Annotated in this window: 21 protein-coding genes and 2 tRNA genes; 4 read left to right on the top strand and 19 right to left on the bottom strand. The window is 36.3% G+C overall.

Translation table 11 applies throughout. The features are described 5' to 3' along the window. Nucleotides 1-231: 231 nt before the first annotated feature. The 12 genes from RTP52_RS00115 to RTP52_RS00060 all read right to left on the bottom strand — a co-directional run bounded on the left by RTP52_RS00115 (nucleotide 232) and on the right by RTP52_RS00060 (nucleotide 13,508). Nucleotides 232-1,491, bottom strand: a complete 1,260-nt coding sequence (locus tag RTP52_RS00115) for an ABC transporter permease (protein ID WP_312101190.1) — start codon at nucleotides 1,489-1,491, stop codon at nucleotides 232-234. Continuing rightward, on the bottom strand, nucleotides 1,488-2,546 hold the full coding sequence (locus RTP52_RS00110) for an ABC transporter permease (RefSeq protein WP_312368490.1): 1,059 nt from the start codon (nucleotides 2,544-2,546) through the stop codon (nucleotides 1,488-1,490). Before RTP52_RS00110 ends, RTP52_RS00115 begins: the two co-directional genes overlap by 4 nt. A gap of 1 nt (nucleotide 2,547) precedes the next feature. Further along, nucleotides 2,548-3,321, bottom strand: coding sequence for an ABC transporter ATP-binding protein (locus tag RTP52_RS00105; RefSeq protein WP_312101186.1), 774 nt, complete (start codon nucleotides 3,319-3,321; stop codon nucleotides 2,548-2,550). 436 nt (nucleotides 3,322-3,757) lie between these two features. Next, complete coding sequence (locus RTP52_RS00100) at nucleotides 3,758-5,143, bottom strand: PH domain-containing protein (RefSeq protein ID WP_312101183.1); 1,386 nt, start codon at nucleotides 5,141-5,143, stop codon at nucleotides 3,758-3,760. Beyond that, nucleotides 5,133-5,516: a GntR family transcriptional regulator gene (locus RTP52_RS00095; protein ID WP_312101181.1), complete on the bottom strand. Its 384-nt coding sequence runs from the start codon at nucleotides 5,514-5,516 to the stop codon at nucleotides 5,133-5,135. Before RTP52_RS00095 ends, RTP52_RS00100 begins: the two co-directional genes overlap by 11 nt. A gap of 256 nt (nucleotides 5,517-5,772) precedes the next feature. After that, nucleotides 5,773-6,846 carry an alpha/beta hydrolase gene (locus RTP52_RS00090; RefSeq protein WP_312101178.1) on the bottom strand — a complete coding sequence of 358 codons (1,074 nt, stop codon included), beginning with the start codon at nucleotides 6,844-6,846 and terminating at the stop codon, nucleotides 5,773-5,775. Between the two features lie 137 nt (nucleotides 6,847-6,983). Beyond that, nucleotides 6,984-8,327 carry a TldD/PmbA family protein gene (locus RTP52_RS00085; RefSeq protein WP_312101176.1) on the bottom strand — a complete coding sequence of 448 codons (1,344 nt, stop codon included), beginning with the start codon at nucleotides 8,325-8,327 and terminating at the stop codon, nucleotides 6,984-6,986. 78 nt (nucleotides 8,328-8,405) lie between these two features. Continuing rightward, complete coding sequence (locus RTP52_RS00080; RefSeq protein WP_312101174.1) at nucleotides 8,406-9,785, bottom strand: TldD/PmbA family protein; 1,380 nt, start codon at nucleotides 9,783-9,785, stop codon at nucleotides 8,406-8,408. A gap of 332 nt (nucleotides 9,786-10,117) precedes the next feature. Beyond that, entirely contained in the window at nucleotides 10,118-10,738 is a 621-nt protein-coding gene (locus RTP52_RS00075) for an amidase domain-containing protein (RefSeq protein WP_312101172.1), read from the bottom strand. A gap of 97 nt (nucleotides 10,739-10,835) precedes the next feature. Further along, nucleotides 10,836-12,518, bottom strand: coding sequence for an N-acetylmuramoyl-L-alanine amidase family protein (locus tag RTP52_RS00070; protein ID WP_312101169.1), 1,683 nt, complete (start codon nucleotides 12,516-12,518; stop codon nucleotides 10,836-10,838). Between the two features lie 167 nt (nucleotides 12,519-12,685). Next, the gene (locus RTP52_RS20490) at nucleotides 12,686-12,979 is read right to left on the bottom strand and encodes a zinc ribbon domain-containing protein (RefSeq protein WP_312368781.1); all 294 of its coding nucleotides are present in this window, start codon (nucleotides 12,977-12,979) and stop codon (nucleotides 12,686-12,688) included. Between the two features lie 46 nt (nucleotides 12,980-13,025). Then, nucleotides 13,026-13,508 (bottom strand): hypothetical protein, encoded by a 483-nt coding sequence (locus tag RTP52_RS00060; protein ID WP_312101164.1) that lies wholly within the window; start codon nucleotides 13,506-13,508, stop codon nucleotides 13,026-13,028. 500 nt (nucleotides 13,509-14,008) lie between these two features. On the opposite strand from RTP52_RS00060, the gene RTP52_RS00055 reads away from it, so the two are divergent. From RTP52_RS00055 to RTP52_RS00045, 3 genes are all read left to right on the top strand, one after another. After that, on the top strand, nucleotides 14,009-16,396 hold the full coding sequence (locus RTP52_RS00055; RefSeq protein WP_312101162.1) for a hypothetical protein: 2,388 nt from the start codon (nucleotides 14,009-14,011) through the stop codon (nucleotides 16,394-16,396). A gap of 19 nt (nucleotides 16,397-16,415) precedes the next feature. Beyond that, a complete protein-coding gene (locus RTP52_RS00050; protein ID WP_312101160.1) occupies nucleotides 16,416-17,612 on the top strand; it encodes a hypothetical protein in 1,197 nt (398 codons plus the stop codon). 585 nt (nucleotides 17,613-18,197) lie between these two features. Beyond that, nucleotides 18,198-19,022: a helix-turn-helix domain-containing protein gene (locus tag RTP52_RS00045; RefSeq protein WP_312101158.1), complete on the top strand. Its 825-nt coding sequence runs from the start codon at nucleotides 18,198-18,200 to the stop codon at nucleotides 19,020-19,022. Between the two features lie 222 nt (nucleotides 19,023-19,244). Here the strand turns inward: RTP52_RS00045 and RTP52_RS00040 are convergent, their stop codons facing one another. Next, the gene (locus RTP52_RS00040) at nucleotides 19,245-19,955 is read right to left on the bottom strand and encodes a phosphatase (protein ID WP_312101155.1); all 711 of its coding nucleotides are present in this window, start codon (nucleotides 19,953-19,955) and stop codon (nucleotides 19,245-19,247) included. Nucleotides 19,956-20,347: 392 nt separating this feature from the next. On the opposite strand from RTP52_RS00040, the gene RTP52_RS00035 reads away from it, so the two are divergent. Then, nucleotides 20,348-21,235: a prolipoprotein diacylglyceryl transferase gene (locus RTP52_RS00035; RefSeq protein ID WP_312368486.1), complete on the top strand. Its 888-nt coding sequence runs from the start codon at nucleotides 20,348-20,350 to the stop codon at nucleotides 21,233-21,235. A gap of 269 nt (nucleotides 21,236-21,504) precedes the next feature. Here RTP52_RS00035 and RTP52_RS00030 read toward each other — a convergent pair whose 3' ends face one another. The 6 genes from RTP52_RS00030 to RTP52_RS00005 all read right to left on the bottom strand — a co-directional run bounded on the left by RTP52_RS00030 (nucleotide 21,505) and on the right by RTP52_RS00005 (nucleotide 25,917). Then, entirely contained in the window at nucleotides 21,505-21,687 is a 183-nt protein-coding gene (locus RTP52_RS00030; protein ID WP_312368484.1) for a hypothetical protein, read from the bottom strand. Nucleotides 21,688-21,817: 130 nt separating this feature from the next. After that, nucleotides 21,818-22,291, bottom strand: a complete 474-nt coding sequence (locus tag RTP52_RS00025) for a (2Fe-2S)-binding protein (protein ID WP_312107167.1) — start codon at nucleotides 22,289-22,291, stop codon at nucleotides 21,818-21,820. After that, nucleotides 22,275-23,111 (bottom strand): FAD binding domain-containing protein, encoded by an 837-nt coding sequence (locus RTP52_RS00020; RefSeq protein WP_312107169.1) that lies wholly within the window; start codon nucleotides 23,109-23,111, stop codon nucleotides 22,275-22,277. Before RTP52_RS00020 ends, RTP52_RS00025 begins: the two co-directional genes overlap by 17 nt. Next, nucleotides 23,098-25,434, bottom strand: coding sequence for a xanthine dehydrogenase family protein molybdopterin-binding subunit (locus tag RTP52_RS00015; RefSeq protein WP_312107171.1), 2,337 nt, complete (start codon nucleotides 25,432-25,434; stop codon nucleotides 23,098-23,100). Before RTP52_RS00015 ends, RTP52_RS00020 begins: the two co-directional genes overlap by 14 nt. A 294-nt stretch (nucleotides 25,435-25,728) precedes the next feature. After that, a tRNA-Cys gene (locus tag RTP52_RS00010) sits at nucleotides 25,729-25,799 on the bottom strand. Nucleotides 25,800-25,845: 46 nt separating this feature from the next. Then, nucleotides 25,846-25,917: transfer RNA gene (locus RTP52_RS00005), tRNA-Asn, on the bottom strand. Between the last annotated feature and the right edge of the window lie 102 nt (nucleotides 25,918-26,019).

The following is a 26,019-nucleotide window of genomic DNA, read 5'->3' as shown; positions in this document are numbered from 1 at the left end:
TCAAAAATTATGTACTCCCTACAATACTTAGCATAATGAATTATGGTAAATCTGTCAAACATGGAATCACAATAGAAGCGGGGATTGCTTGTTCTGCGTCCAAATTACTTACTATCCTAATCATAAGGAGCGAAGTATGGCACCCACCTTCGCTCCATCTTTATTTCTATAAAATTTCAAAAAAGTATTTTCTGTATTTTACCAGGCATATGACTGAAAGCTTCTAATCGTTCATTCCTTTTCTGTAATCTTTAAGCCAAGCGTACCAATGCTTAAAAATACAATACAAAATGCCAGCATAATTAAGATAAACATCGCATAAATCCCGGTATTTTCTCCCTTGATACCATCAAAAAAACGTATGCACCATGATTGCGGCATTAAATAGGATAGAGTCTTTATCATAGTCGAAGCCTTTTCCACAGGAAAGTATAGACCGGAAAGCGTACTGGTAAATACCCATACAAAGAAAGCAACGTAATTTACGGTCAGTATATTATCAAATAGGGTTCCAAGTGTGATGCTAAGTAATTGAAACGTAATTCCAATTCCGAACGCCATTAAGGCGAACTCTGAATTACTAACTCCTATCTCTGCCTTCACAAATGTATTTAGCCCAAAGAGATATATACCGGTCTGCAATATTGTAGTAGGAATTATTAAAATAATTTTTGACAGGCCATAGCCTGCTATCTTGGTTTTTGTTAAAGTAATTCTTCTAAGAACTTGATATTCCTTTTCCTTAAGGAAAATTCCCGTAATAAATACACCGATTAACAAAGAAGATAAGGACAGAAAAGATATTGTATATCCAAAGTTCTCTTTCTGATGCCGTTCCTTTGCTGTAATCACCCGACTGTTTTTTGTGGAGACTGTTTCCACTCTACTCTCAATGTTTCCATCCCTTTCCTTCAATAATTCATGATAGCTACGAATACTATCCTTATTTGCGGAAGGTTCTATATGTGAAATATCTACCATCCCACCTATCAATCGATTCAGATTTTCATACAAAAGGGGTATTCTCTCATCCTCATTGCTCTTTAAAACTAAGATAGCCTCTTTAAATTCTCCGTTTAAAATACATTCCTCAAAATCCTCGGGTAAATATAGCTGAATTCCAAGATTACTTCGATTTGCAGTCGTAATAGCTTCTTCTTTTATCTGAGTTATTGTCTTACCGGTTACCTTTTCACGATAAATGCTGTAACTGCCTGTATCTAGCAAGCCCTCTAATAAATACTGAGAGCTTTTAGAAACCGATGCATCATATACTTTTATTGAGAGCTCAAGTCCCACCATGGGAAGTAATATCCGCTCTCCTTCTTCTACTTCTATAATATTATCACCTTCAGATTCTATAGGATATTCCAATGGGATTGCTAACCATAACAGTGTCAACAGCGGAAGAAATAGAATACAGCATAAAAATCCTTTGTTTCGTAACAATAACTTAGCATTTGACTTAAACATTGTAAAAAAGCCTGTCATACCCTCTCCCCCTTACCAAATTTACAAAGTAATACCGAAATGGTGCTACCAATTACGATAAGCGCAATCAAAATTAAGACACAGGGAAGAGCATACTCACTAGATCCTTTTGTGGAATATTCAACTAAAGTACGATTCAGATAATAAATCGGTGATACTGCTGCCATCTTATCGCTAGTCGTTGTAAACATATACGTTTGGAAAGATCCTCCGAATAATCCCCAACCAAAAACAATGACAAAACACGATACGATAGCTGCTGCAGTATTCTGAAAAACATGATACAGCATAATACTAAAAGCACTGACTGCCATAGCCTGTAGAAATAGTATCCCTAAACTTAGAATTAGCTTCTCTCCCCAGTCGATTCCAAGTGAAAAGAACGAAATGATCATTGCCAAGCCCATCTGAATACAAAGTACAATAACACAGGGTATGAATTTCCCAAGATAGAGGGAAAACGCACTGGTAGGAGACATTTTCATTCGGCTGCGGATTTGCCCTTTTCGCTCACTATTAATAACTGCTGAAATGGATAAAATGCCGCACCACATAAAGTAAACGATTTCAACAATTCCATAGTAATTCTTTGACTCTGGGATTGGATTTGCTGTGATATCTTCCACATGATAAGCAGCTTCTTGTATGGAACCTCTTTGTATACAAGAAGACATGATACTCTTAAGTATCATTGTTGCTGCTTTCGTTTCTTCTGTTTGATAGATAACATATTCCCTTGTACCAAATTCAATATATAAATCTAAGGATTGATCATTTAACTTTTCTAACCCAACCTCCTTTGCATACGGAATAAGCTTAAGTTTACTCTTAGCTCCGACTGTTTTCATCGTTTCTAGCATGGGAAGAATATAGCTATCTTCTGATACTGTATATCCTACGTCATATTCTTTTAAGCTATAATTAACATTTAACATACCATCAAATGTACTGGATAATAAGGTAATTAAAAATACCGGCATAAGAATCATCATAATAAAAATTAATTTCCCACGAAGAATAAGCTTCAAATTATTTTTAATGAGATACGTAAGCATATTACATTTCTCCTTCCGCATAATCCCGAAGCTTCTTCCCCGTTAGTGTTAAGAAGATTTGCTCTAGGCTTATATCACTCCTTGGATCATCAGAAACCAGCTGGACCAACTCCTCTTTTGTCCCACAAGCAATCACTTTCCCATTATCCATAATAGCAAGCCGTGTACAAATAGCTTCAATCTCCTCCATATAATGACTTGTATAGAGCACTGTAACACCCATTTTATTGAGGTATTTTATCTTTTCCAATATAAAGTTACGAGACTGTGGATCGATTCCCACGGTTGGTTCATCTAATATGAGCAGTTCCGGATGATGCCCGAGTGCACAGGCAATGTTTAACCTTCTTTTCATACCTCCGGAAAAGTTTTTTGGAAACCCCTTTCTATGTTCTGATAAACCAACAAACTCAAGCGAATCATCCACTGCTTTTTTTAATACCTCTCCCTTTATGCCGTATAAAGAGGCAAATAATTCTACATTCTCCCAAGCCCTTAAAGCCTCGTGAATCGCCAAATCTTGCGGAACATACCCTATTCTTGATAAACTCTTCTTCTCCTCTTTTTTAATATCACTACCAAACAGCTCAATTTGCCCGGAGGTAGGTTTCACTAAAGTACAAATCATATTCATAGTGGTACTTTTCCCTGCACCATTTGGTCCCAGAAGGCCAAAGATTTCACCTTTTTTTATTTCCAAATTCACAAAATCCACAGCGACTTTTGTATCAAAACGTTTTGTCAGTCCTTCAAGCTTTACAATAATTTCATCCATTTTAACCTCATTTCTGGCGCTTTATAGCCCTTTAATAATGACGGTAATGTTGCGGGCCGTACAAACTACTGGTTGATACTTATCCATTCAACCTATTCCTTCAACTGACTCCCTCAACCGTCCCCTCAACCTACTCCTCTTTTCTTAACTCTTTAAGAGCTTTACAATATTATTGTATCATTTAGCATTTTCCTCTGATAGTGCCAAAAGAGAGAATAACAGAGGTGAAAAAAGTAATGTTTCTATAGATTAGTTTGAAACATATAAGTATTTGTCTATCGGAATACACTTTGCCTTACTGAACCCGCAAGGCAAACATATCCCTTGAAGTGTATTTTATTAATGAGAAATTGCAACGCAAATAAATAAAAAACAAACGATAGTCAATAGAAAGCTAATTGCTTCACTTTGACCATCGTTTGTCCCTTAAGATTTACTATTGCACTACTTCCTTTAATTCCTTATATACCTCTAACGTCTTCTCGGTAGTCTCATCACTAAAAATGTACGTCTCTTCTTTTGTATGAAGAACAAGAAACGCTTCTGTCTCCGGATTTAAGCAAACTTCACAGTTTCCATAACCTTTAACCGAAAAATCACCCTTATAAAGATTATCCATACCAGTACCAACTTTTTTTGAAGTCCTTGGTAAGGATGTCAGATACTCTAATTCTATAATCTCATTCAAAGGTATCTTATACTCTTCTTTTAGATGGGTTGCTATTACCTCTTGGTTTTCTACCTGTAATGATATTGGAGTAAATTCTTCGAAGAATATCCATACACAAGATAATGGAATCGATAGCAAGGCGATTAATACCAAACCTGTAATAACCTTCCCAGCTTTAGTTGCTAGATTATAAGTCGTACCAATCCCAACTCGTTTTGCTATAAGCGTATGTTTATCTCTTGGATTATAATAAAGCATACCAAAAATCCAGTTACTATCATCATCCACCACAACATCCATCGGTTGATCGATACTGAACTTTCTTTGTAACTTTCGTACCTTAAATTCACTATATATACTAATAAATACTATTACCACGGAATAAAGCATAGTAGCTAACATAAAGTTCATCGTAGATATCATTTTGTTATTTAAGTAAAAGTATGTGATAACTACATAAACAGTGTTGCATACTGCTATACTTAAAAAACAATCGTTCCACGCTTTTCGACGAATTCTCGTCATAGTCGTATTTCGTAAACTATCTTCACTAATCACTTCACCCTTTTGCCGTCTTAGTAAGAAGTTCATTAAAAAGCAAAGTAGAGTAATCGATGCCATTGTTACTAGTAACGTTATGTTCCATTTAAAATATTCATCCTGTTTCCATTTAAAAATTGCATATCCTATCGGTGCAAAACTAATCACACTTAATAAAAGATACCAAATAGTTAGGCCCCTTACTTGAATTTCACTGGCTGCTCTCATGTCAACAACAACAGTATTGGTATAAGTAACGACCCAATCTCGGTCTTTTTTTATTTTTAACAATTGCTGATTATACTTTGCGAATGGATAGAAGCTTAACATAACAACAACTAGTATCCATAACATCTGAATAGAAAATCCTATTGCAAAACTTTTTATGAAAAAAGGTATGATTAAAACCGGAATTAAACATATCGTCCATATCCTTAACTCTTTTTTGTATCTTGCAACAATTTGTAAAACGGTAGAGTTGTCTAGCTGGTCTGCTGGAAGTGTTACCCCTAACACAATGTTCTTCTTAGGTTCTGCCTCATTTATCATAAGATAATAAATAATTGGTAATATTGGTAACATTGAAATCAGCATAATAATATTAACAATCATGACGAGATACCTCCTCATAAAATAAATCACATTTTTTAAGTAATTCTTCCTTTTCTATCCCACATAACTTAATTTCAGAAATTACCAATCGTAAATCCTCAATTTGTTTTTCTTTCCATCCAAGCGTATCGCTCTCTCTAACCTTAACTATTGCACCGCTACGGCGATCTGCTGTGATGTAGCCCTCCTGTTTTAGAACTTGGTATGCCTTATTCACAGTCATTGTATTCACACCGATTTCATTAGCAAGACAACGAATTGTAGGGAGTTTTTCTCCTGGTCCCAATTTCCCTTGTGAGATTCCAAGTACAATTTGATTTCGTATCTGTAGATAGATTGGTACATCACTTGAAAAATCAAGTGCAAGTAACATGAAAGCACCTCCTAATATGAAAGCTGATAATTCTTTAAATTCATTCCAGCTTTTCATTGTATTATTTGTATTATACACCATAATACAAATAATACAATAGTCAATTATTATTTAGAGCAAACTCGGAAAAAAGCGAAAAGATAGTATTTAAGCAGGTTTTCAGCTTGTTTGCACCGAAACCCTTTTTTCTATATCGGCATTTACTACTATTTTTTATTATGTACTTTATTTCTTTATAAAATCTACAAGGCATTTCCTATAAAATAAGGTATTTCTTATATTTTGAAGCAAGAAAAAATGAGCCATTTTTCGTCATGCTCAGGACGTTTTTCTTAGCTTTTCTAACTTTATCTAAAAAATCTAAGATTCGATTACAATATTCCGTATCTTTTTCTACATTAGTAAAATCGCTATCATCGTTAATTAAATGTTCCGAAGAATCTCTTACCCAGTATTCTGCCTCTGGATTGGCTTCTCGAAATCGATTGATATTCTCTATTGAAACTTTCATGTCCTCTTTGCTGGAAATAAAAAAGACGGGGCGATCATTCGCATTCTTAATCTGATCAATTGGCTTTAATGTCTCTACAGCGTCTCTTCCATACACTATGGACAAAGCAAACTTAACTAATGGCCGCTCTATTTTACAAAGGAACTCTGGTACTCCATGATTCCGCATCGATTCAATTATAGCATCTTCAACGCTCGTATAAGCAGACATCGCAATCAGTGCATCAACTTCAGGTATTTGGCCAAAAGCATTAATTGCAACTGCTCCACCCATAGAAACACCTTGAAGAACAATTGGAACATCAAGGTAGCGTTCCTGTTTCATTATATATTCAACAACAGCCCTTACGTCATTTACTTCAGTATAACCAAGGCCTATTACGTTGCCTTCACTTTCTCCGTGACCTCTGGTTTCTAATAGTATCGAGGCATACCCATTATCCTTCATCCATTTTGCATGACCATAAAAATAAGTGATGGAAGGTTGCTTATTATCCGTCAGATAGATAACAACAGCTTTTGGATTTTCAACCTCTATCTCAGATGCCCATAAGGAGAAGCCATCTTGGGTTCTAATCGGAATCATCTTATCCTCCAATAAAAAATCCGAAGCTTTATATATCTCTTGTAATGGATTATCTAAGGTAGGTTTCTCTTGGTAAAGAACCGGTCCTCTTGTAATGTAATATACCAATATAAAGGGTGCAAATACGACTGCCAATACAAGGGTAGCAAGCAAGAAAACACTACCGAATAGAAGCTTCTTCCTCCATCCGATGTTCTCCATACTCTTTTCTTTTTTCCTCCTTGTTATCCTCATCGCTGTAACCTCATGCCCTTCCTACATCATCCTACTCTATATTACTGATGTAGTGTACTGAAGATTAGTATAGCATTTAGGTTGATTTAGTCAACGGAATAAACGCATTACAGCAACAAATTACGGTTGTTTTTTAATTATCCTGCAATTGATAGTTCTGATACTAGAACACACGGTGCTCCAAAACTGCTAAGTCCCCTTGGAAGGATAAACTCAAGCTCATTAGAAATAGCTTCAATACTATGAAGCAGCTTATAAAAATTACCCGCTACTGTAAATCCTTTTACGCAACTTTCCTTTTTTCCGTCCTTAATTAGGAAGCCAGAAGCTCCTAATGAAAAATCACCAGTCGTTGGATTTGCTCCTGCGTGCATACCCTGAAGATCTGTAATATATAACCCATCTCCTGCTATAGTAAATAATTCTTCTTTCGTTTTACTGCTTGGCTTTATATAAAAATAATATGGGCGTATAGATACACTTGAGGAATATGTCAATTTAGAAGCATTTCCTGTACTCTTAATTCCTGCCTTTTTCGCAGTTTTTAAATTATAAAGAAGTGTGTCAAGCTTTCCATCCTTAACTATTTCTTTCGTATAGGTAGCAACCCCTTCTGCATCAAAAGGCATCTGGAGTGTGGAATCTGAATAAAAAGGATCATCCACAATCGTTACAATTTCCGAAGCAACTGCGGTATTCTCCTTGCCCTGTAATAAAGACAATCCCTTTTGAGCATTCTCTGCGGAAAAAATTTCTGCAAAAGTAGAAAGCATAGTTGCCATCATCTCCTCTGAAAATACAACCCGAGTTTTACCAGAAGCTGCTTTAATAGCGCCAATTTGTTCTACTGCACCTTCTACCGCTTTCTTTGCTACTTTATTTACATCGACTTCTTCCATAGTTCCTAATTGAAAATCAAAGGCATCTAACATATCTTCGTTTTCTTCTATAACAGCCTCTGTATAAACAGCAGATAATGATACTTCATGATTTAAGTCAAGACCCTTGGAATTATAGATGCTAACACTTACAGTAGATGCAAATGCACCACTTTCTGTTGCATCAATGACACGAGAATCCTGCTCGTAAGTTGATTTATTACAAGCAATCGCTTTCTCTATTAATAAATCTGCGCTCGGAAGAGTCTCTGCTTTTTTTGTAACCTGCTTATAAGTATCTCCTTCACCATAAAGAACCACTTCATCATCACTTTCTATCGATAAAGCATTATCCATTGCTCTTATAATAATATTTTTCGCTTCTTCTTCATCGTATTTTTCAGTTGCTGCATACCCCATTTTCCCATTTTCGATACAACGAAAACATGCACCACCATTCCTACTACTACTAAAGCTCTTAACATCTTCCTTATGAATCTCGGTACTTATCTCGGATGTCACTTTATAATAAAGCTCATATTCCGTTAAACCAGCCTCTTTTGCTGCTTCAATCACTGCTTGTTTAAATTCTTTATAATCCATAGCTTTCCTCCTAACCTCTATTTTCGATCTAGATTACACTAAAAACCATCCTGAAATCCTAAATTGCTTTATATAATACTATCTTCCACCAACCGTAATTGATGATACTCGTAGTAATGGTTGTCCAACATCCGTTGGTATACTACCACTGGAGGATCCGCACATTCCCTGTCCTGTTGCAAGATTTGTACCAACCATATCAATATTCATTAATATCTCTGATCCTTTACCAATTAAACTAGCACCGCGTACTGGCTCACAAATCTTACCGTCTCGTACCATGTAACCTTCTTTTACAGAAAAGTTGAATTCTCCAGTAATCGGATTTACTGATCCACCACCCATGTCTGCTGCATATAATCCATACTCCATAGAGGCTATAATATCTTCGTTTTTATCCTGACCAGCCAGAATCATTGTATTGGTCATACGTGAGGTTGGCTCCCAAGCATAGCTTTGACGTCTACAGTTACCCGTTGCCTCCATACCCATACGGCGTCCGCCAAGTTTATCTATCATGTAGGATTTTAAGATACCATTTTCAATCAAAACATTTCTTCTGGATGGATTTCCTTCATCATCAACATTAATTGATCCCCAAGCATTTTTTATTGTTCCGTCGTCTATCGCAGTTACTTTTGGATTCGCAATCTGCTTCCCTAATTTATTACAAAACACAGACTGCCCAAGAGCAACGGAAGACGATTCTAAGGAATGACCGCATGCTTCATGGAAGATAACTCCTCCAAATCCGTTCTCAATTGCCACCGGATAATTTCCTGCTGGGCAATAGTCCGCATGAAGCATGGTTACTGCTTGCTTCGCTGCCTGTTCACCAACACTCTTTGGGGAGATCATCTCAAACATCTCAAGCCCCATGCGTCTGCCTGGAGAGCAAGATCCTGTCTGATTTTCCCCAGCTTTACTTGCAATTGCTGAAATTGCCATTCTTGTTCTTACTTGACGGTCTTCTGTATAAAGCCCATCACTGTTTGCTATCATAATATTATGGTCTACATCAAGAATATTCCCCATAACCTGGGCTATTTCTTCATGGTAATTTTTCGCGCTAAAGTAGCCTTCTTTTAAAAGGTCAATTTTCTGTGCATTTGATACACTGGAAGGTACAATACGAATTGGATGGATGTCACCAAAAATCCTTTCCGTTAAATGAATACTTTTTCCATTTGGTACACCAGATAATGCAGAAGATACCTGCGCTGCGCAGTTAATTAAACCGCTATAGCTCATATCGGTAGTTGAGGCATAAACACTTCTTGTTCCCTTAAGTATACGAATTCCTACACCGGACAATAAGGAATCCGTAATTTCACTTACCTTACTGTCTATCATGCTGATATTTTTACTTAATGTTCTTTCCGCAAATACTTCAGCAAAATCCGCCCCTGTTGATAACGCTTTTGCGAGTACTGCATTTAAAATACTTTTTGATATCATTTCGTGATTCTCCCGCCTTTCCTTATGAAAGGTAACAGACCGAAACCTTTCACATATTATCAAATGGATATCTGCGTAACACAGGTTTTTCCATCTTTAATTATTATCTTATCATAATTTATTTTTTAGCACAACGAATCATACCGAAAAAACAGATACAAAAAGAATTCTTTATAAAACTAACATGTTTTCATAAAGAATTCTTTTTGCATCTGCATTTTATCATAACTTTATCAAAGCGGAACTCGGAATCCGCTTTGTTACTTCCTTGTAACCTTACAGCAGCTCAGCTGCTTGCTTCGGTAAGGTTATATTACATTACGATCTACTTTTTAAAAATTAGCATCGGTAAACTTAAGTACCCGCATCCATGCTCCTTCGATGCCACCATTGGTTTCAAGTACATCGCCAAATGGACGGAAACTATAATCTGCAGTGTGTTGTGCTACATAGACATTTCCCAAGGCACTTTCAATTGGCTGCGGATTCTCAGACGTAGACGTCACCATTACGGTATGACCATAGCGTCCAAGATTACTATGATAAAACTGTAAGACATCTCCAAGTGCTAAATCAACCGGAGCGTAACCCCAGTATTGCCGATTGTTGTAGCCAATTGCTCTAGGTCCATTTCCCTGATTTGTTGTCACGTAATTCCACAGTTCCTCTACTCTAATAAATGCCATAGATGCAAGCGGGGCAGAAGAGGCATAGTTTCTCCCATACCAGATACTTGTTTGACGATAATTCTTAGCTACTCTTTCTCTAAGTGCCAGAATATCTGCCTCATTTGTTAAAGAATACCCTTCTGTACCTCCATATCCGGCCCAAATGCACTGCGAAATAAAATTCGTACAGTCTTCTGACATCCGTTTAAATATTCCATTTTGTGCTTGATATCCAAATTGTATAGCGTATTCAACTGCCAATGCTGGATTATAAGGAACAACCATCCTACTCCTAACTAGGAGACAAACTACATATCTCCCCCATTGCCTTGCAATGTGTCTGCTTTTATCCTATTTTATTCAAACATTTCATCTAATGTGCCTACGGAATAAGAATTTTTTGTCCCACAATTATATAATTAATGTCTTCGATCCTGTTATACTCTGCTAATCGCTTTATTGTAATACCATGCTTTGATGCGATAGAAGCCAAAGTATCTCCTTTCTTTACCACGTATACTTGGTCATTTTGCTTTGCTATCCCTTGCAGATAGCCTTGTATTGCCTTCCCAATTGCTATACCAAACTCTTTTTGATTTTCCGATTGTATTAAATATTCATAGTCATATGGATTAGATAAAAAGCTAGTTTCTAACAATACAGAAGGACATGTAGTAAGACGTGTTAGTGATAAACTACTTTGCCTTGGATCACGTTTTTTTAATTCTAATTCACTTGTAATACTATTATTCATTACATTTGGTAAATTTCCGAATAGATTATAGCTATAATAGGTTAAAAATCCACTTGCTTTACTATAATCGCTTGCGTAATCTAGGGAATTTCCATGAATAGAGACTGAAATATCTGGCTTTACCTTTCTTATGGTTTCCACTCGATTTGATAAACTATAAAATGTATCATCCTCACGGATTAAGACTACCTTTGCACCGAGTGCTTCAAGGTATTGTTTTGTATACAATGTAATATTTAAATTAATATCTTTCTCTACTGGTCCATAGACTCCCATCGCCCCAACCGTTCCATTATCATAATCTCCATGGCCTGCATCTAATAATATGGTAGCTCCAACAAGTGATTTTGTATCCTTTAATATTACTGGTAACTTTAACTCAAAACGCATTACACCGTTTTTAAAGTTTACATCATATCCATAGATGGATGCACTGTCAAACATGGTAAAGCAGTAGGTCTTGGTTTTGTTTTTACTATCTGTATTTACTGTTACTTTCTCTATAATTCCATTTCCTTTTGTTATCGGTTTTGCTGCTGCAATTGTATCGTATAACTTTAGATAAATATTTTGACCTTCAAAGGATACAGAATACAAAGAATTCACATTCATTGTTAATTCGATTACCAATTGATTCGCAGCAGTATCTTTACTCATACTTGCCTTGGTTACCTTGTTAGGCTCTAGTGTCTTATCATATCGCTTGATACTGGATTTTGAAACATACGTACCATCTGCTAGTTTATAGTAGCTGCCGTTTTCCCCTAAAATACGTGAGGTAGTCCCAAGTGTTAACGGCATTAAGTTTACATTTGATTCACTAACCTTGCTTCTTGGCATTGCATAATCACTTGTTATAACCCCATAAACATCATTCTGATACTCTTTGTAGGTCACCTTTGGAGTGGTATTTCCTCCACTTGTGGAATTATTACCAGAAGACGTTGATACTTTATTTCGAATGATTGTTAATGTATTTATAACTTCATTATTCTCAAATACAAACTCGTTCTTTCCAACTTCTAATTCAACATAAACCGTAAAAAATCCATACTCGCTTGTCTCTATCTCTTCCCCATTCATATACAATGGGTATTCATAATCACAGGCACCAAGAATACTTACCTTACTACCAGTGGTTGTATAATTATTTTTTGGAGAAGCGATAATGATGTCCTGTGGATTTTCATATCCAGGCATCTCATTACTTGCATACGCTGTCAAATGAGGCTGACTTAAAAAAACAATACTTAGCAAAAGCACAATGCTAAAAGAAACGATCGATTTTACCTTCTTTTGAAATAATAACATAAACTCCACCTTCCCTACCTATAATATCTATTTGTTGTTCCCATTTTATTCTATCTTTGTGTTACTTTTATGTCGTGAATGCTCCCACCACTTAAATCAGCAAGCTGATTTTGAAGAGGGGGCTTCTATAAAGCAGTTGTATTTAAGTTTCCACTTAGGGTTGTATCCTAAGCCACTCTTTGCTTTACTGGGTTATTCACATAGCCCTTACCCCTCACTGATACGATCAGCTTAGGGATACATGTATCCTTTGTGTAGAGTCTTAAAATATTTAGACTCCCATTCACATCGGCGTTGATGAATCCATAGGAGCTTTGGAATAAGCCTCTATGGATTCGTCTTTTTTTATTGTAGGAAGCGAGGGTTATTGGTTCTAAATCCAGAGCACTACAACCAGAGGTATATGCTTCCTTTTGAAAAACCACTTCAATACCTTTAAGCGCAGCTTTATAAGCCACCATGGTACTGAATTTTTGTACCGGTGACTGTACGAAGTTTTTGATATTATTAATTACCTTGCTTAATATTGGAGATATCTCCAATCACAATGGTCTTGCAATGATGTTTGACTGCATAATCCACCAGCTGTTTACTAGCTTTATGTAAATAATCTTTCGTAAAGTTAAACCGTATCCCGACAGCAGTAAAAATAACCTCATTCTTTTTGTTGTTGATATTTTTGTATTTAGGAGGCATAGGCATACCGTTATATTTAGATGGATTTTTCTTAAAATCAGCGATAGACTTAAAATAGCTTTTCCAGTTCTGATCTAGAAGTTTTAGGCAATGTTGGTAATTATGGCTATGTAAAAACTCTCGATGCCAATTAGACTTATGAAGTTTTTCCATGTCAACATATGTTTTAAACCTATTCGTAATACAATCATAGTTCGCTGTATTATAGAGTTTTGTCGTATGAAAACTTAATTCTTCAATAATAGCAGTCTGTATTAAGCTTAGTTTTGGCTTAAATTTAAATGTTAGTTCCATCTAGTACACCTCCTTCCGAATGTATGTTCTAATTATACCATAGAACGGTAAATTTGTTAAGACTTTTACGCTTTTAACGTGAGAATAAGGGCAGGTCTTCGCACAATTTATCTCCCACCTAAGAGGATGGGAGTATTCTTGTAAGTATTAGATAAACTTAGCATAATTTATTGCTTTTTTGATAATTAAAAACAGTTCTTTCTTCCTATTTTCGTGCATTTTCGCGCTTTGCATTATTTTTGACACACCTTTATTATACTGTTTTGGTTGAGAATGGAAAATTATGCAGTTATTTTGTCCTATTTGGTATGATTATACCCTCCAATAGAGCTTTTTTGCTAAAGAATCCTCTTCTCTTAACCGATAATAGTAACAGAACATAAGATTTAGGTTTATGAAAACACTATGACATGTAAAGCCGTTTGGCCTCAGGAAGAGAAAGCGGTGTGGTTTTGAACGATAGAGAAACCACCTACATGACCAAAGGAGGTATGCAAACAATGCAAACAGGAACTATTGCTGTAAAAACTACAGCAAAGTGCAGTCGTAACACTTATCTTTGCACCATTGCCAGCGTCTTTTTTATACTGACATTGGCTTTTGGTGTCTTTTCTCCGAAAACAGCATATGCTGCTGGAGCAAGCATCAATATACAAGAAATTAATTATGACAACAGCACGATAACAGTAAAAGTAAATTCAGGTGATACTGTCGTTTACTTTTCTGATGAAAACATGAGAACTTGGGAAGCGATTCCAACAGAAATTGGTAGCGATCGTTTGGTAACACTTGATATCTCTTGGATTTCACCGACAAATAAGTATGTAGTAACATTGAAAGGTGATGCCTCAACCGAAGTTGTTAAGGTTACGATACCAAAGCAGGTGACTAACTTTAAGGCAAGCTATAATAAAGTTAGAGGTATCGTTACTTTTACTAATGATTATGATCGTACTATCCAGTGGAGAAAAAAGGATAGCTACATATGGAATACTGTGAATACGGATACGTTCGCTTCACAGCTTGAGATGCTTTGTACCCAAGGTGCAACCGTTTATCTTAGACTTGCACCAACCAATAGTTATTTGGTAAATGGAGCACTCACTGAGGGAGCTCGTCCAAGTAAAGAAATCTCAATTGTTATACCGAAAAAGACAGCTGCTCCAAACATCGTAATTAACGGTTCTAAGTTCTCTATCCAGGCAGATAAAAATTTAGCTTATCGTACTGTTGAAAGTGATGGAACCACTTCAGAATGGAAAAATATAACGACGACAACAAGTCTTTGGTTAAAAGATATCGCTGGTAGTGCACTATATACCAATGCAAGTACACCACAAAGTGAAGTTACTCTTCAATTTAGAAAGAACCCAACTAGTACCAGTCAGGTTTCTCATATCTCAACGGTTACTGTACCGGTTCAAGAGGCTCCTCCTTCTGAATCCGATCATGGTATTGAGATCAATTACACTAGTTCAACTACCTTCACTTTAGAGGTTAAGGCTGCTAGTGAAACAAAGCCATTTGAATATACCATCGTAAAACCTGATAATACATTAGACTATGTAACTGCATCTTGGACTTCTATTACTTCAAATGAAGAAATAACTATAAAATCAGATAAGGCACCAGTTGGGAGCCATGTTTATGTGAGAAAGAAGAGTGTACCAGCATCTGGTGATGTTAAGTTCTCTCTTGCGTCCAAAGAAATCGATATCACAGGAAGCAAAGGTGTTCAGTACCCAAGCCCAGCACAAGCTACCACATTAGAAACATTAATTACTACTGCTGGTGTATGTAACAGTGAAAATTCTGCTGGTAACCTAACTTTTACTCTATATAGTCCAACAAAAGCTACCGTATCCTCCATTAGTTTCCGTGATCAGTACGGCAATACAAAGGGTACCGTAAGTTTAAAGAGTTCGGTAAGCACAAATACAGCTTCAAGATTTATTACAGATCAATATATTATAACAACAAAGATAACAAGTACAGAAAACTTAGATACTCTTACTGAGACAAAGTTATATGCCTATATTACATTGTCAAACAATGATGTTATTGAAAGTACCATTGATTCCGGAGTACTTCTATACATCTATCCATCAAGTAAAGTTAATAACAAGGATAACAAAGAATATACCTCTGCCTTCGATCGTTTATATAGTTCGACAGAAGAAAGCGATAAATCCTCCTTTACTTTCAAAATTGACTTAGGTACGGAAAAAGTGCCAGATACCTCTGCAATTGGAAACTTTACTGCTCAGGATACTGAAGTTAAATCAATAAAGTATGATGGATATACTTTAGCTCCAAATACAGATTATCAAGTTGTATATGGTTCCTATACGAATGATAATGGTAAGAAGATTCGTACTGCTACCGTTACTGTAAACGTAAATAAGTTCGAAACTAACTCAACTATAACAACCAAGGGAAAAGCCACTCCATTACTAATTGCCTTAAATAATGGAGAAGAAATGGATAATATAGTTACAATTAAACTAGTAGATACCGCGACTTTATTAGATACTCCAATCGCTTGGTCCATTATGGAAGGTAGCTTAAAAGAAACTGAGACTAAAACTACGATAAATGATGACGGAAGTAAAACTACTGAAACCGTTGAAACGATTACCTATGAACTAAAGTTAAAGCTACATGACAGCTCTTATGCAGTTGGTATATCTGATGTAACTTGGGGTGGTACTTCCATATTACGTTCCGCATCAGTATCTGGTGGAACCGCAACGATTTACCTATCCAATGCTAAGATTAATAAATTAACTTCTTCCTCATCAACAACCAATAATCTTGTTATTACCTTAAGTAACGGATTCGTGATTAAATCAGGTTGCAAGTTAACGATTATTAATGCTGGAAAGTAGAGAAAGGAGACTAAAATAGATGAATTCAAAAAACAAAAAACTGTTTCTTGCACCTATCCTTATAGCGTTTGGTCTCCTCTTACTCATACCTATAGCAAAAATTAGTGCTGCTGAAGCAAAACCTGTTTCAGTTGGTAAGATTGACTATGATACTTTAACTATGTATGTTTATACCAATAATAATACTATAGTCTATTATTCTACTGATAAAACAACTTGGTATGAGGTAGAGGGAAATAAAGCTACCGAAAATGATGCATTCCTTATGGATATCTCATGGGTAAGTTCTTCCGAGGATATCACCCTTTACTTTAAAGGAGAAAACGATAAAACCATCCAAAACGTAACACTTCCATCAAAGGATACTTCATTAAAAGTAAGATATGATAAATCCGATAATACTTTTGATTTTGAAAATTGTGATGCTGCTACTCATTTTGAGTGGAAAAAAGCGAATGATTATGTATGGAACAAAGTACCGTTAGATATGAAATCTGCCTCCTATCAGTCTTTCTTAAAGACAATAGAAGGGTTACTAGTAAAAGGTGCTAAAGTATCCTTCCGTATTCCACAAACGGTTGGAACGAATGCAAGCAATGTTGGTGCTCGTCCTTCAAAGGAAGTAAACATCACTCTTGCAAAAAGAGCGAATGCACCTGCTGTTAAAGTAAATGCAAATAAATTAATGTTAAACACTACCCTTTCTATGGAGTATTTTAGTGATAAAAAGAATGCATGGATAGAATGCGATAAGAATATGACAGTCGAAGATATTGCTCCTACTACTCTTTTTAGAAATGGTTCCAAATCAGTTACCTTAAAAATTCGTACCGCAGCTACAGCAAATAAAGCATATAGCAAAACCGCTTTCTTAAAGATCAATGGTCAAGCTGGTGCTCCTACAATTGGAGATAATAGCAAAGATGTTTCCTACTATTATCAGAACGGAAAATTAATGCTTCAATTTAACAATGCATCAAAAACAGATGTGTATAGCTATGCAATCGTAAAACCAGGTTCCACCTTTAATGAGACAACTACCGCGTTTACTATGATGAATACTAACAAAGCTAAAACTATAACATCTACAACTGCTCCAGAAGGTTCCGTTATTTATATCCGTAAGCAGGGTATAAATGAAAATGCTACAAAAGGTATCGAACTACAATTAGCATCTGAAGTTAGTAGTTTTAAAGTTACCTATCCTAAGCAGTAACTACTTCTCTTAGGAATAAGATTAGTGATTGTAATTTAATAACTTTATAATTTAGGGACAAACGATATTCTTCGATAAGTTTTATAGCTTACGAAAATATCGTTTGTCCCTTTTTTATAATAAGTAGTATATGTAATTTGTAGTATATTAAAAAGTAGTATAGTAAGAAGTAGTGTATATAATTTGTAATATAAATCCGCGGTTTTTCAACCCAAAAAGCAAATGCAACCTACGGTTGACAATTTGCAAACCCATATTTTCTTGCCATATTTCTTCCATTCCTATATATTAATACTTGAAAGGGGAGTTAAGAGAAACTTACTCAACTCAAAAACCGCGGAACAATCTCTTTCATAAATATGTCGTAACTACTTAAATTAATATTAGAGTGAGTTGAGTAGAGTAAACGTATTTCTTAGGATATGTTGTATTCATTATCCTAGACAAGGAAAATTCACGTGCGAGCGTATTCCTATTTATGAAAAATAACATATTTTCTTTCAGATTTGGTATGAAGTGAGTGCACGGTTAAAAGTATATTTTTAACCCAAATAAAAGGGCAAAAAGTGCCAGAATAGAGGTTTTATGAAATTTTGTGATAAATTAATAGAACTAAGGCGAGAGCGTGGGCTCTCCCAAGAACAGTTAGCAGATCAACTAGATGTATCCAGACAATCCGTAAGTAAATGGGAGTCTGATCAAACGATGCCAGAACTTTCGAAATTAATAACACTATCCGAAATCTTTGAGGTTTCCCTAGATTATTTAATGAGAGATTACATTATGGATCGTTCTGGTACTAGAGAGAAGAAAGATAATACAATAGGTATTTATCAAGATATACCAAATAGAGAAAATCATTATTCATCACTGGAATCCCAAATTAATGAGATTAATGACTACATTAAGAAACCACGTGGCTTTGAGTATAAAAGTAAAAAAACACTGTTTGGTTTGCCGTTAATTCATATCTGTTTTTTATACTCCAGACATCGAATCAAAGTGGCGAGAGGAATTATTGCAATTGGAGCTATTTCGGTTGGATTTTTTAGTATTGGTGTCCTCTCCTTAGGTCTATTTGCTTTGGGAGCTTTGGCATTAGGCTTGCTTTCCTTCGGTGCGATTTCCCTTGGTGCAATTGCGGTTGGTTCTATTGCTATTGGTTACCTTGCCATTGGTGCCCTTTCCATTGGAGTTTATTCCCTTGGCTCTCTTGCTATTGCTAAGGAAATTGCAGTCGGTGCTTTGGCTTCCGGTAATTTAGCCATAGGTGACGAATCCAATGGAACCTATTGCTATTCTATCGATGCCATTCAAACTAAGGCTATGGCAAGGGATATCATCCTAACCCACTACCCATCGATACCAAAATTTCTTCTCAATATATTTAGCTTAGTTTTTCGCTCGTAAACTATCTCTAGTAAGGCATATGATTTTTATTCATATGCCTCATTTTATTATACGTTTTTATGATATGGTTGTCTCTGAACAGAATAACTTTGGTACTTGACAAAGATTCTATATCAAACGAATTAATTCAACTATCCTATCAATACATTTCTTCTTGATAGAACAAGTACCTAACAAGTAAATTAACCATTTACAGCCTGTGATTCGTTATGCCTTACTGTTTTAGTCATAGATGAAGTCCATTAATTTTTTTGCATTAACATTTAACACCAAGTCCTTATTAAAATTTTGCGATTCAATAAGGTCTACGGCGAGATTAAATCTTCCCACATAACTTGGATCATGAGCATCCGAACTAATTATTATTGGTACGTGATACTGCTTACAATAATGAAGCATGGTTTTATAGTTTTCAATACAATTTAACCGTCTATCTTTCTTAATCAATGAACTATTGTTAACCTCAAGTGCCACATGCGTTTCTTTTGCGGCCTGTACAAGTTCTTTATAGTTCAATGGAGTATGATCATCATCCGGATGGGAGACAAAATGCACTTTCTCATTCTGCATACATTTAATCAGGTTTTGCGTATTTTTTTCCCGACCTTGATCTTCATAGCACTGGCAATGAATTCCGACAATAGCGTAATCCAACATGTCAATGTATTCCTGTTCCAAAGACAGAGTACCATCATTCAGTACATTGATTTCACAACCATGAATTATATGAACACCGTATAAATCTCTCGGTATTATTTCAAGATTGCGAAAGTAAAACGGATCAACGGTTCCCGGAATTCCGGGGGCATGCTCACTGATTCCTAAAATCTGAAGATGCTTTTCAGCAGCAGCCTGTGCCATTTCACGGATTGTTCCATATGCATGTCCACTTGCTATTGTATGTGTGTGAATATCCGCAACTAATTTATCCATAGGAATCCCCCTCTTTCACCAAAGAGTATTTAAAAATTCTGATTTGTCGTGTTACACCTTATTCGCCAAAGGCCAACATCTTACTTCGAGCCACAATAGCCCGAAGTTGGTTTCTACGCCTGTATTCTACCACAAACCGGTAATCCTGTCTATGTTGCCACCAATGTCTCTATTACTTCTTTCCCCGCTGGATGACTGGGCCTTTTAGAAATTCAGACTTACGGGCTATCCGTCAACCCCAACAGGTAGTCGGCGGACACGCTGTAAAATTTCGCCCTATCAAATAATAAATTCACCTATATATTGCGCCAAAGGAATACTTGCTATATAATGTCAACATAAGACTTTGAAGGAATATGAATGGACGACATATAGAAAGAAAGGATGAACCTATGAAAAATGAATTAATATCAATCGGTCCAATTACGGTATATGGTTATGGTCTAATGATTGCTATTGGTGTCTTATCTGCATATCTTCTTACGGAATACCGAGCAAAAAAATTAAATTTAGAACACGAAAAAGTGTTCTCTCTTGTTATCTGGTGTGCTACTGGTGGGCTTCTTGGAGCTAAACTCCTATATTACATAACACAAATACCTGAGATCATAAAAGATCCTAGTATACTATGGAAAGTAACGGACGGATTTGTTGTTTATGGTGGTATTATTGGTGGTATCTTTGCTGGTTTTCTATTCTGTAAAAAGTATAAATTAAACTTCTTAACATACTTTGATCTTGCAATGCCATCGATTGCATTAGCTCAAGGCTTTGGCCGAATCGGGTGTTTTCTCTCTGGTTGTTGTTATGGTCTTGAAACAAATTGTGCACTTGGAATTGTATTTCATAACTCGGAATATGCACCAAATGGAGTACGCTTAATCCCAACTCAGTTAATATCAAGCGGTTTGGATTTTCTTCACTGCTTCTTACTATTGTTCTATGCAAAACGAAAAAAGGCGGATGGACAGGTCGCTGCTCTTTACTTAACATGTTACAGCATTGGAAGATTTATATTAGAATATTTCCGAGGAGACTTAGTTCGTGGTAATGTTGGACGATTTTCAACCTCACAATTTATTTCTATCTTTTTATTCATCATAGGTATTGTTTTCTTTGTAGTTCTTAGTCTTACTGCAAAAAAAGAATCACTGAATGGACCAGAAGAAATGGTAGCTAATGTAACTGAGGATCAAACAAATATAACAAATAATTCGGAAGAATTAGATTCTAATTCACATACAGAGGATGAGGAAAAGTCAGAAGACGAAACTCTCTAATCTATGTTGTACATTTATGTAGACCTTTTACTCTTATTAATGAGTTGAACCACTGATTAAAAGCCATCTTTCTATTTTATTATAGTAAGATGGCTTTTTTTATAATATCAGTAGCCAAAGCGGATATTCGCAATCCGCTTACTCTACTTGCTCATAACCTCATTGCCACTACGTGGCATTTTAAAACAGGCAAGTCCTTACCCCCGCTTACAGAAGGCGGAGGACTTCCCTGATGAGTTTAATAATATAAGTATTAGATACTTTAACTACTATTCCTCAATTAATACGCTTACCTGATCAAACTCTTCCTTTGTTAGCTCTAATACAAAATCACAATTTGGACAGTAAGCTGCTCCTGCAAGATTTTCATGACGTTCAAACTTTAAATTATTGTCACACTTAACACATGTTCCTGGAATATTTAACAATTGTACTTCCTCCTCAAATATCAAATACATTCCCCCTTAGGGGAAACAAACTACGTTTGCTATCATATCGTATATGAGCACTTAGTACAACAAGTAAATATATCCTTTCGATTAATAGAAATGTATTTCGTCACCACTTATTTAAAATTCTTCTTTAAACTTGCTTCAGTACACTCTTCACAGCTTCTCTTATCTCCTGGTAACTGGTACATCTGCATATATTGGACTGAAGCCATTTTTCCATCTCAAATTCATCTGCACCTGGTTTCTTCTCAGCAAGGGCATGACAGACCATTAGAAATCCGGAAGTACAGTAACCACATTGAAAAGCATTATATTGAACAAATGCTTCCTGTATAGGAGCGTGTCCTCCAAGTCCTTCCACTGTTAAGATTTTATGTCCCACAGCCTCTATAGCTAAAACTAAACAGGATTTAGCAGGCAGTCCATCCATTAGTACAGTACAGGTGCCGCAGTCACCATTTTTGCATCCTGGCTTAGCACCTGTCAGTCCTAATTGCTCTCTTAATACATCCAATAAGACATCAGAAGGACGAACTGCTGCTTTTCTTATCTCATTATTCACATTAAGTTCGATCACACAATCATTTTCATAATACTTCATCATTTCGCCTTTCTAAAATAGATTTGATAATATTATCAAATACAAAAAGCCTGTATTCCCCGGTTCCCTCATAATCTGTGATTGGCGGTTCCGGTAAAAGACCATGTGTTTTTTCAAGCTTTTCTTCTAATGATAGCTGTTCGTCATTTAAAATTTTCTCTATTTCTAAACTCCGAAAGGGAAAAGAACAAAGACCAGAAAAAGCGAATCGTAAACGATTTTCATAGGTAATACTGCAAACCGTTATCAATGGATAATCTATTTTTTCTATTGCAGTCTTTTTTACATGGGTAAAAGGTAAAGAAAGCATATCTTTTTTGATTTTAATCTGATAAATAAACTCACCGTTTCTCAATTTGATTTCTTGATCAAACGCATTTTTAAACGTTATCCTCCGAAACCCCCGTGGCCCATAGATGATTATTTTAGCATCAGTAAGCAGTAATGGTAAAACCGTTTCTTTGTAGATAATTGTTCCGCTGATATTACCTCCCAGCGTAATCCTGCACTGATTGGTATGATCTGCAATACGGGAACCTGTTGTACCAAGGAGCGGAAATAATCCGGATTCTTCGATTGCATTTAATGATACCGCTCCACCTATTACTAAACTTTCATCTGTTAACTCTAATTGATTACATTCTTCTATTCCTTTCAAATCAATGACTGCATCCGGCACACGGCTTCCAGCTCTAGCCATTGTTATAATCTCGCTGCCTCCACCATAGTAAAATACCTTCTTCTCTTTGCTTAAGGTTTTATAGGCTTTTATTGCTTCTATTCTGTTTTCAGGCTTACAGTAGATAAAATCATTTGCTATCATGGCTCAACTTCCTCCTTCTCCACAGATATTCCGGTGTCATAGGAAGTTCATCAATAGAGACTCCAGATGCAGCTGCTAATGCATTTCCAAGTGCTGCCGGAATCCCTATAATGCCATGTTCTGAAATACTTCGGGAGCCAAAAGGGGAATCCTCCTGTGGTGTTTCTACAAATTCCACCTTAAACTTCGGCTCCTGGCCTATGTGCAAAAGCTTATAGGTTCGTAAATTAGGAGTCTTTACTCTTCCTTCTTTATTATAATGATAGACTTCTCTGCTGGACATACTTAACCCCATAGCCATACCGCCATATATCATTTCCTTCATCGCATTTGGATTTATTACTTTCCCTACATCCATGACAGTTGTTGCTTTGATTATTTTATAAGTGAAATCCGTCAGATTAAACTCAATTTCAACTGCTTGCGCACCTACTGTCCAGGAAGGTCCTGTCCTTCCTTTCCCTGTGTTGGGGTCTAATAAGGATAAGCCTTTTAGCATAAATCCACCTTTTGCAATTACCGGTTCTCCAATGGACGCCCCGTTTTTAGCCTTATAACCTAAAACAATATCTTTAAATAAAATATAATCGTCCGGTTGAGCTTTTTTAAAAACCTTGCTTTCAGCAACCTCGATTTCTTCCGGGCTACAGGAATAAATCTGTGATCCCATTGCTTTTAACTGCTCTATTACATCATCAGCCGCTTTCATCACAGCGTTGCCTGCCATGTAATTGGTCATACTTGCAACCGTTTTATAATGCTCCGGATTCAATCTTGTATTTACAGAAAGGCTTACATGAATATCTTTTACATCCATTTTAAGCTTATCTGCAAGAATCTGGGCCAGATAAGTCTGACCACCGCTTCCCATTTCCACAACACCAGTGTTTAAGTTTAAGCTTCCATCGTAATTGAAGGTAATAATAGAACCGGATATCGCGTTTGTACGAGTATCAGCTGCTTTCCATAGACAGGCAATTCCCGTTGCTGATACAGTATTTTCATCAATTTTCTTTAAACTTCCTCCATTCCAGTGGATTAGTTTTTTTAATTTTTTAAGGCAATGCTCCGTATTTCCTGTATTGCTATAAGTGCTGACAACCTGGGTGGGCGTTAAATCCCCTGGTTTAATAGCATTAATTCTTCTAAATTCTAGCGGATCTATTTCACATCGTTTGGCGAGATCATCCATTGCTCTCTCAACACAGAACGTATAACACAAATGACCAAAGCCTCTGTAAGAAGTGGAATAGGTATGATTGGTATAAATGCAGTAGGAATCGCAGGAAAGGTTTTCTATTCTATAAGGCCCTGTACAATCTGCTACTATGGACTTAGCCATATAAGGTCCAATATCAGCATAAGCACCGGTATCCAGGTAAAAAATAAATCTGGCTGCTGTTATAGTTCCATCTGATTTTGCACCGATTTTTAAATCAGCTTCCAGCCCTAGCCGGCAAGGGGCTGTTGTCATATCCTCTTCTCTTGGTACAGCCAAACGGACAGGGGCTCCATTTACTTTCACGCAAATCATGTATGCCAGAAACTCTAAGGTCACAGGTGCCTTCCCTCCAAAAGCACCTCCTACGAAGGGAACTTGCACTTCTATATTTCCTGCTGGTATCTGAAAGCAAGACGATATCTGCTTTATAACAGTATAAGGTGCTTGGGAGGAAGTCTCAATTTTTACTTTTCCATCTGCCGATATTTCTGCTCTCACCGCCCTAACTTCCATAGCCAGATGATCAGAAGGAGGTAGTTTATAGCTCTTTTCGATGATAACGTCGCTATCTGCAAATCCTTTTTTTGTATCTCCTTTCCTGACCTGGAATTTGGAGGCAATGTTACTTTGATCTACAGGATGTATATCCTCCATCATTTTTTTATAATGGCCAAGCCTTGGGTGAAGCAAAGGTGCATCTTTTTCTAATGCTTCCATAGGCGAAAAAATAGCTTCTAGGATTTCATATTCAACTTCTATCATTCTGACTGCTTTTAGTGCTATGGCTTCTGTCGTAGCTGCAACTACAGCAATCGCTTCTCCTGCATACCTTACTACATCTTTTGCAAGAGGTGGTCTGTCTTCTATAAGAACTCCGCTTAACACAGGAAAATCACTGCCTGTAATAATTGCTCTTACACCCTGTAACTGGATGGCTTTTGAACAGTCAATGGATTTTATCTTTGCATGGGCATAAGGGGAGGTTAAAATCCTCGCATGGAGATAACCGGTAACAGGTATATCATCTGTGTATTGTGCCTTTCCAGTGACTTTATCCCAGGCTTCTTTTCGATGTATATTTTCGTCAATGGTTGTTCTCATCTTTGATCCTCTTTATAATTATTTTAACTGTAGTATGGTCTATTTAGCAAAAACTATACTGTTTATGGGATATCTATCAGATTGTGGAAATTGGTGGTCTAGATAAGAGAAGCAGGAAAGTTAAATGAATAAATTTTTAGAATTTCATATAATAAAAAAATATTTACGAGAGCCAGAGACCTCAGAAGTTTTTATATAATTTCAAAGAAAATGAACGATTCGAGAGCTTTTCCTTATCATAAATCAAAAAAGAGCCCCAAACCTAACTACTAGGTTTGAAGCTCTTTCTAAGAGAGGCGACAATCAGATTTGAACTGATGATCAGGGTGTTGCAGACCCATGCCTTACCACTTGGCTATGTCGCCATATTATATTATATATTGATTAACACAAAATTATGCTAATAAAAAACTCCCCGAGTTGGGCTCGAACCAACAACCCCACGGTTAACAGCCGTGTGCTCTACCATTGAGCTATCGAGGAATACTTCTACATTGTATTAAATGAATTTGACATTGTCAATTAAAAAGTTTAAACAAACCTTTTAGGTTAAGCCCTCGACCTATTAGTAACAATCAGCTACAT

Origin of the sequence: Lachnoclostridium sp. (assembly GCF_031997925.1) — a bacterium.
Taxonomy (GTDB): domain Bacteria; phylum Bacillota; class Clostridia; order Lachnospirales; family Lachnospiraceae; genus Lachnoclostridium.
The sequence above is the reverse complement of the archived record's forward strand: the minus strand, read 5'-3'. Positions and strand labels throughout refer to the sequence as shown.

Bases quoted from the DNA above. Each gene is read 5' to 3' on its own strand.
- RTP52_RS00115 (WP_312101190.1), bottom strand. From the start codon at position 1,491: ATGACAGGCTTTTTTACAATGTTTAAGTCAAATGCTAAGTTATTGTTA.
- RTP52_RS00110 (WP_312368490.1), bottom strand. From the start codon at position 2,546: ATGCTTACGTATCTCATTAAAAATAATTTGAAGCTTATTCTTCGTGGG.
- RTP52_RS00105 (WP_312101186.1), bottom strand. From the start codon at position 3,321: ATGGATGAAATTATTGTAAAGCTTGAAGGACTGACAAAACGTTTTGAT.
- RTP52_RS00100 (WP_312101183.1), bottom strand. From the start codon at position 5,143: ATGATTGTTAATATTATTATGCTGATTTCAATGTTACCAATATTACCA.
- RTP52_RS00095 (WP_312101181.1), bottom strand. From the start codon at position 5,516: ATGTTACTTGCACTTGATTTTTCAAGTGATGTACCAATCTATCTACAG.
- RTP52_RS00090 (WP_312101178.1), bottom strand. From the start codon at position 6,846: ATGAGGATAACAAGGAGGAAAAAAGAAAAGAGTATGGAGAACATCGGA.
- RTP52_RS00085 (WP_312101176.1), bottom strand. From the start codon at position 8,327: ATGGATTATAAAGAATTTAAACAAGCAGTGATTGAAGCAGCAAAAGAG.
- RTP52_RS00080 (WP_312101174.1), bottom strand. From the start codon at position 9,785: ATGATATCAAAAAGTATTTTAAATGCAGTACTCGCAAAAGCGTTATCA.
- RTP52_RS00075 (WP_312101172.1), bottom strand. From the start codon at position 10,738: ATGGTTGTTCCTTATAATCCAGCATTGGCAGTTGAATACGCTATACAA.
- RTP52_RS00070 (WP_312101169.1), bottom strand. From the start codon at position 12,518: ATGTTATTATTTCAAAAGAAGGTAAAATCGATCGTTTCTTTTAGCATT.
- RTP52_RS20490 (WP_312368781.1), bottom strand. From the start codon at position 12,979: ATGGTGGCTTATAAAGCTGCGCTTAAAGGTATTGAAGTGGTTTTTCAA.
- RTP52_RS00060 (WP_312101164.1), bottom strand. From the start codon at position 13,508: ATGGAACTAACATTTAAATTTAAGCCAAAACTAAGCTTAATACAGACT.
- RTP52_RS00055 (WP_312101162.1), top strand. From the start codon at position 14,009: ATGCAAACAGGAACTATTGCTGTAAAAACTACAGCAAAGTGCAGTCGT.
- RTP52_RS00050 (WP_312101160.1), top strand. From the start codon at position 16,416: ATGAATTCAAAAAACAAAAAACTGTTTCTTGCACCTATCCTTATAGCG.
- RTP52_RS00045 (WP_312101158.1), top strand. From the start codon at position 18,198: ATGAAATTTTGTGATAAATTAATAGAACTAAGGCGAGAGCGTGGGCTC.
- RTP52_RS00040 (WP_312101155.1), bottom strand. From the start codon at position 19,955: ATGGATAAATTAGTTGCGGATATTCACACACATACAATAGCAAGTGGA.
- RTP52_RS00035 (WP_312368486.1), top strand. From the start codon at position 20,348: ATGAAAAATGAATTAATATCAATCGGTCCAATTACGGTATATGGTTAT.
- RTP52_RS00025 (WP_312107167.1), bottom strand. From the start codon at position 22,291: ATGATGAAGTATTATGAAAATGATTGTGTGATCGAACTTAATGTGAAT.
- RTP52_RS00020 (WP_312107169.1), bottom strand. From the start codon at position 23,111: ATGATAGCAAATGATTTTATCTACTGTAAGCCTGAAAACAGAATAGAA.
- RTP52_RS00015 (WP_312107171.1), bottom strand. From the start codon at position 25,434: ATGAGAACAACCATTGACGAAAATATACATCGAAAAGAAGCCTGGGAT.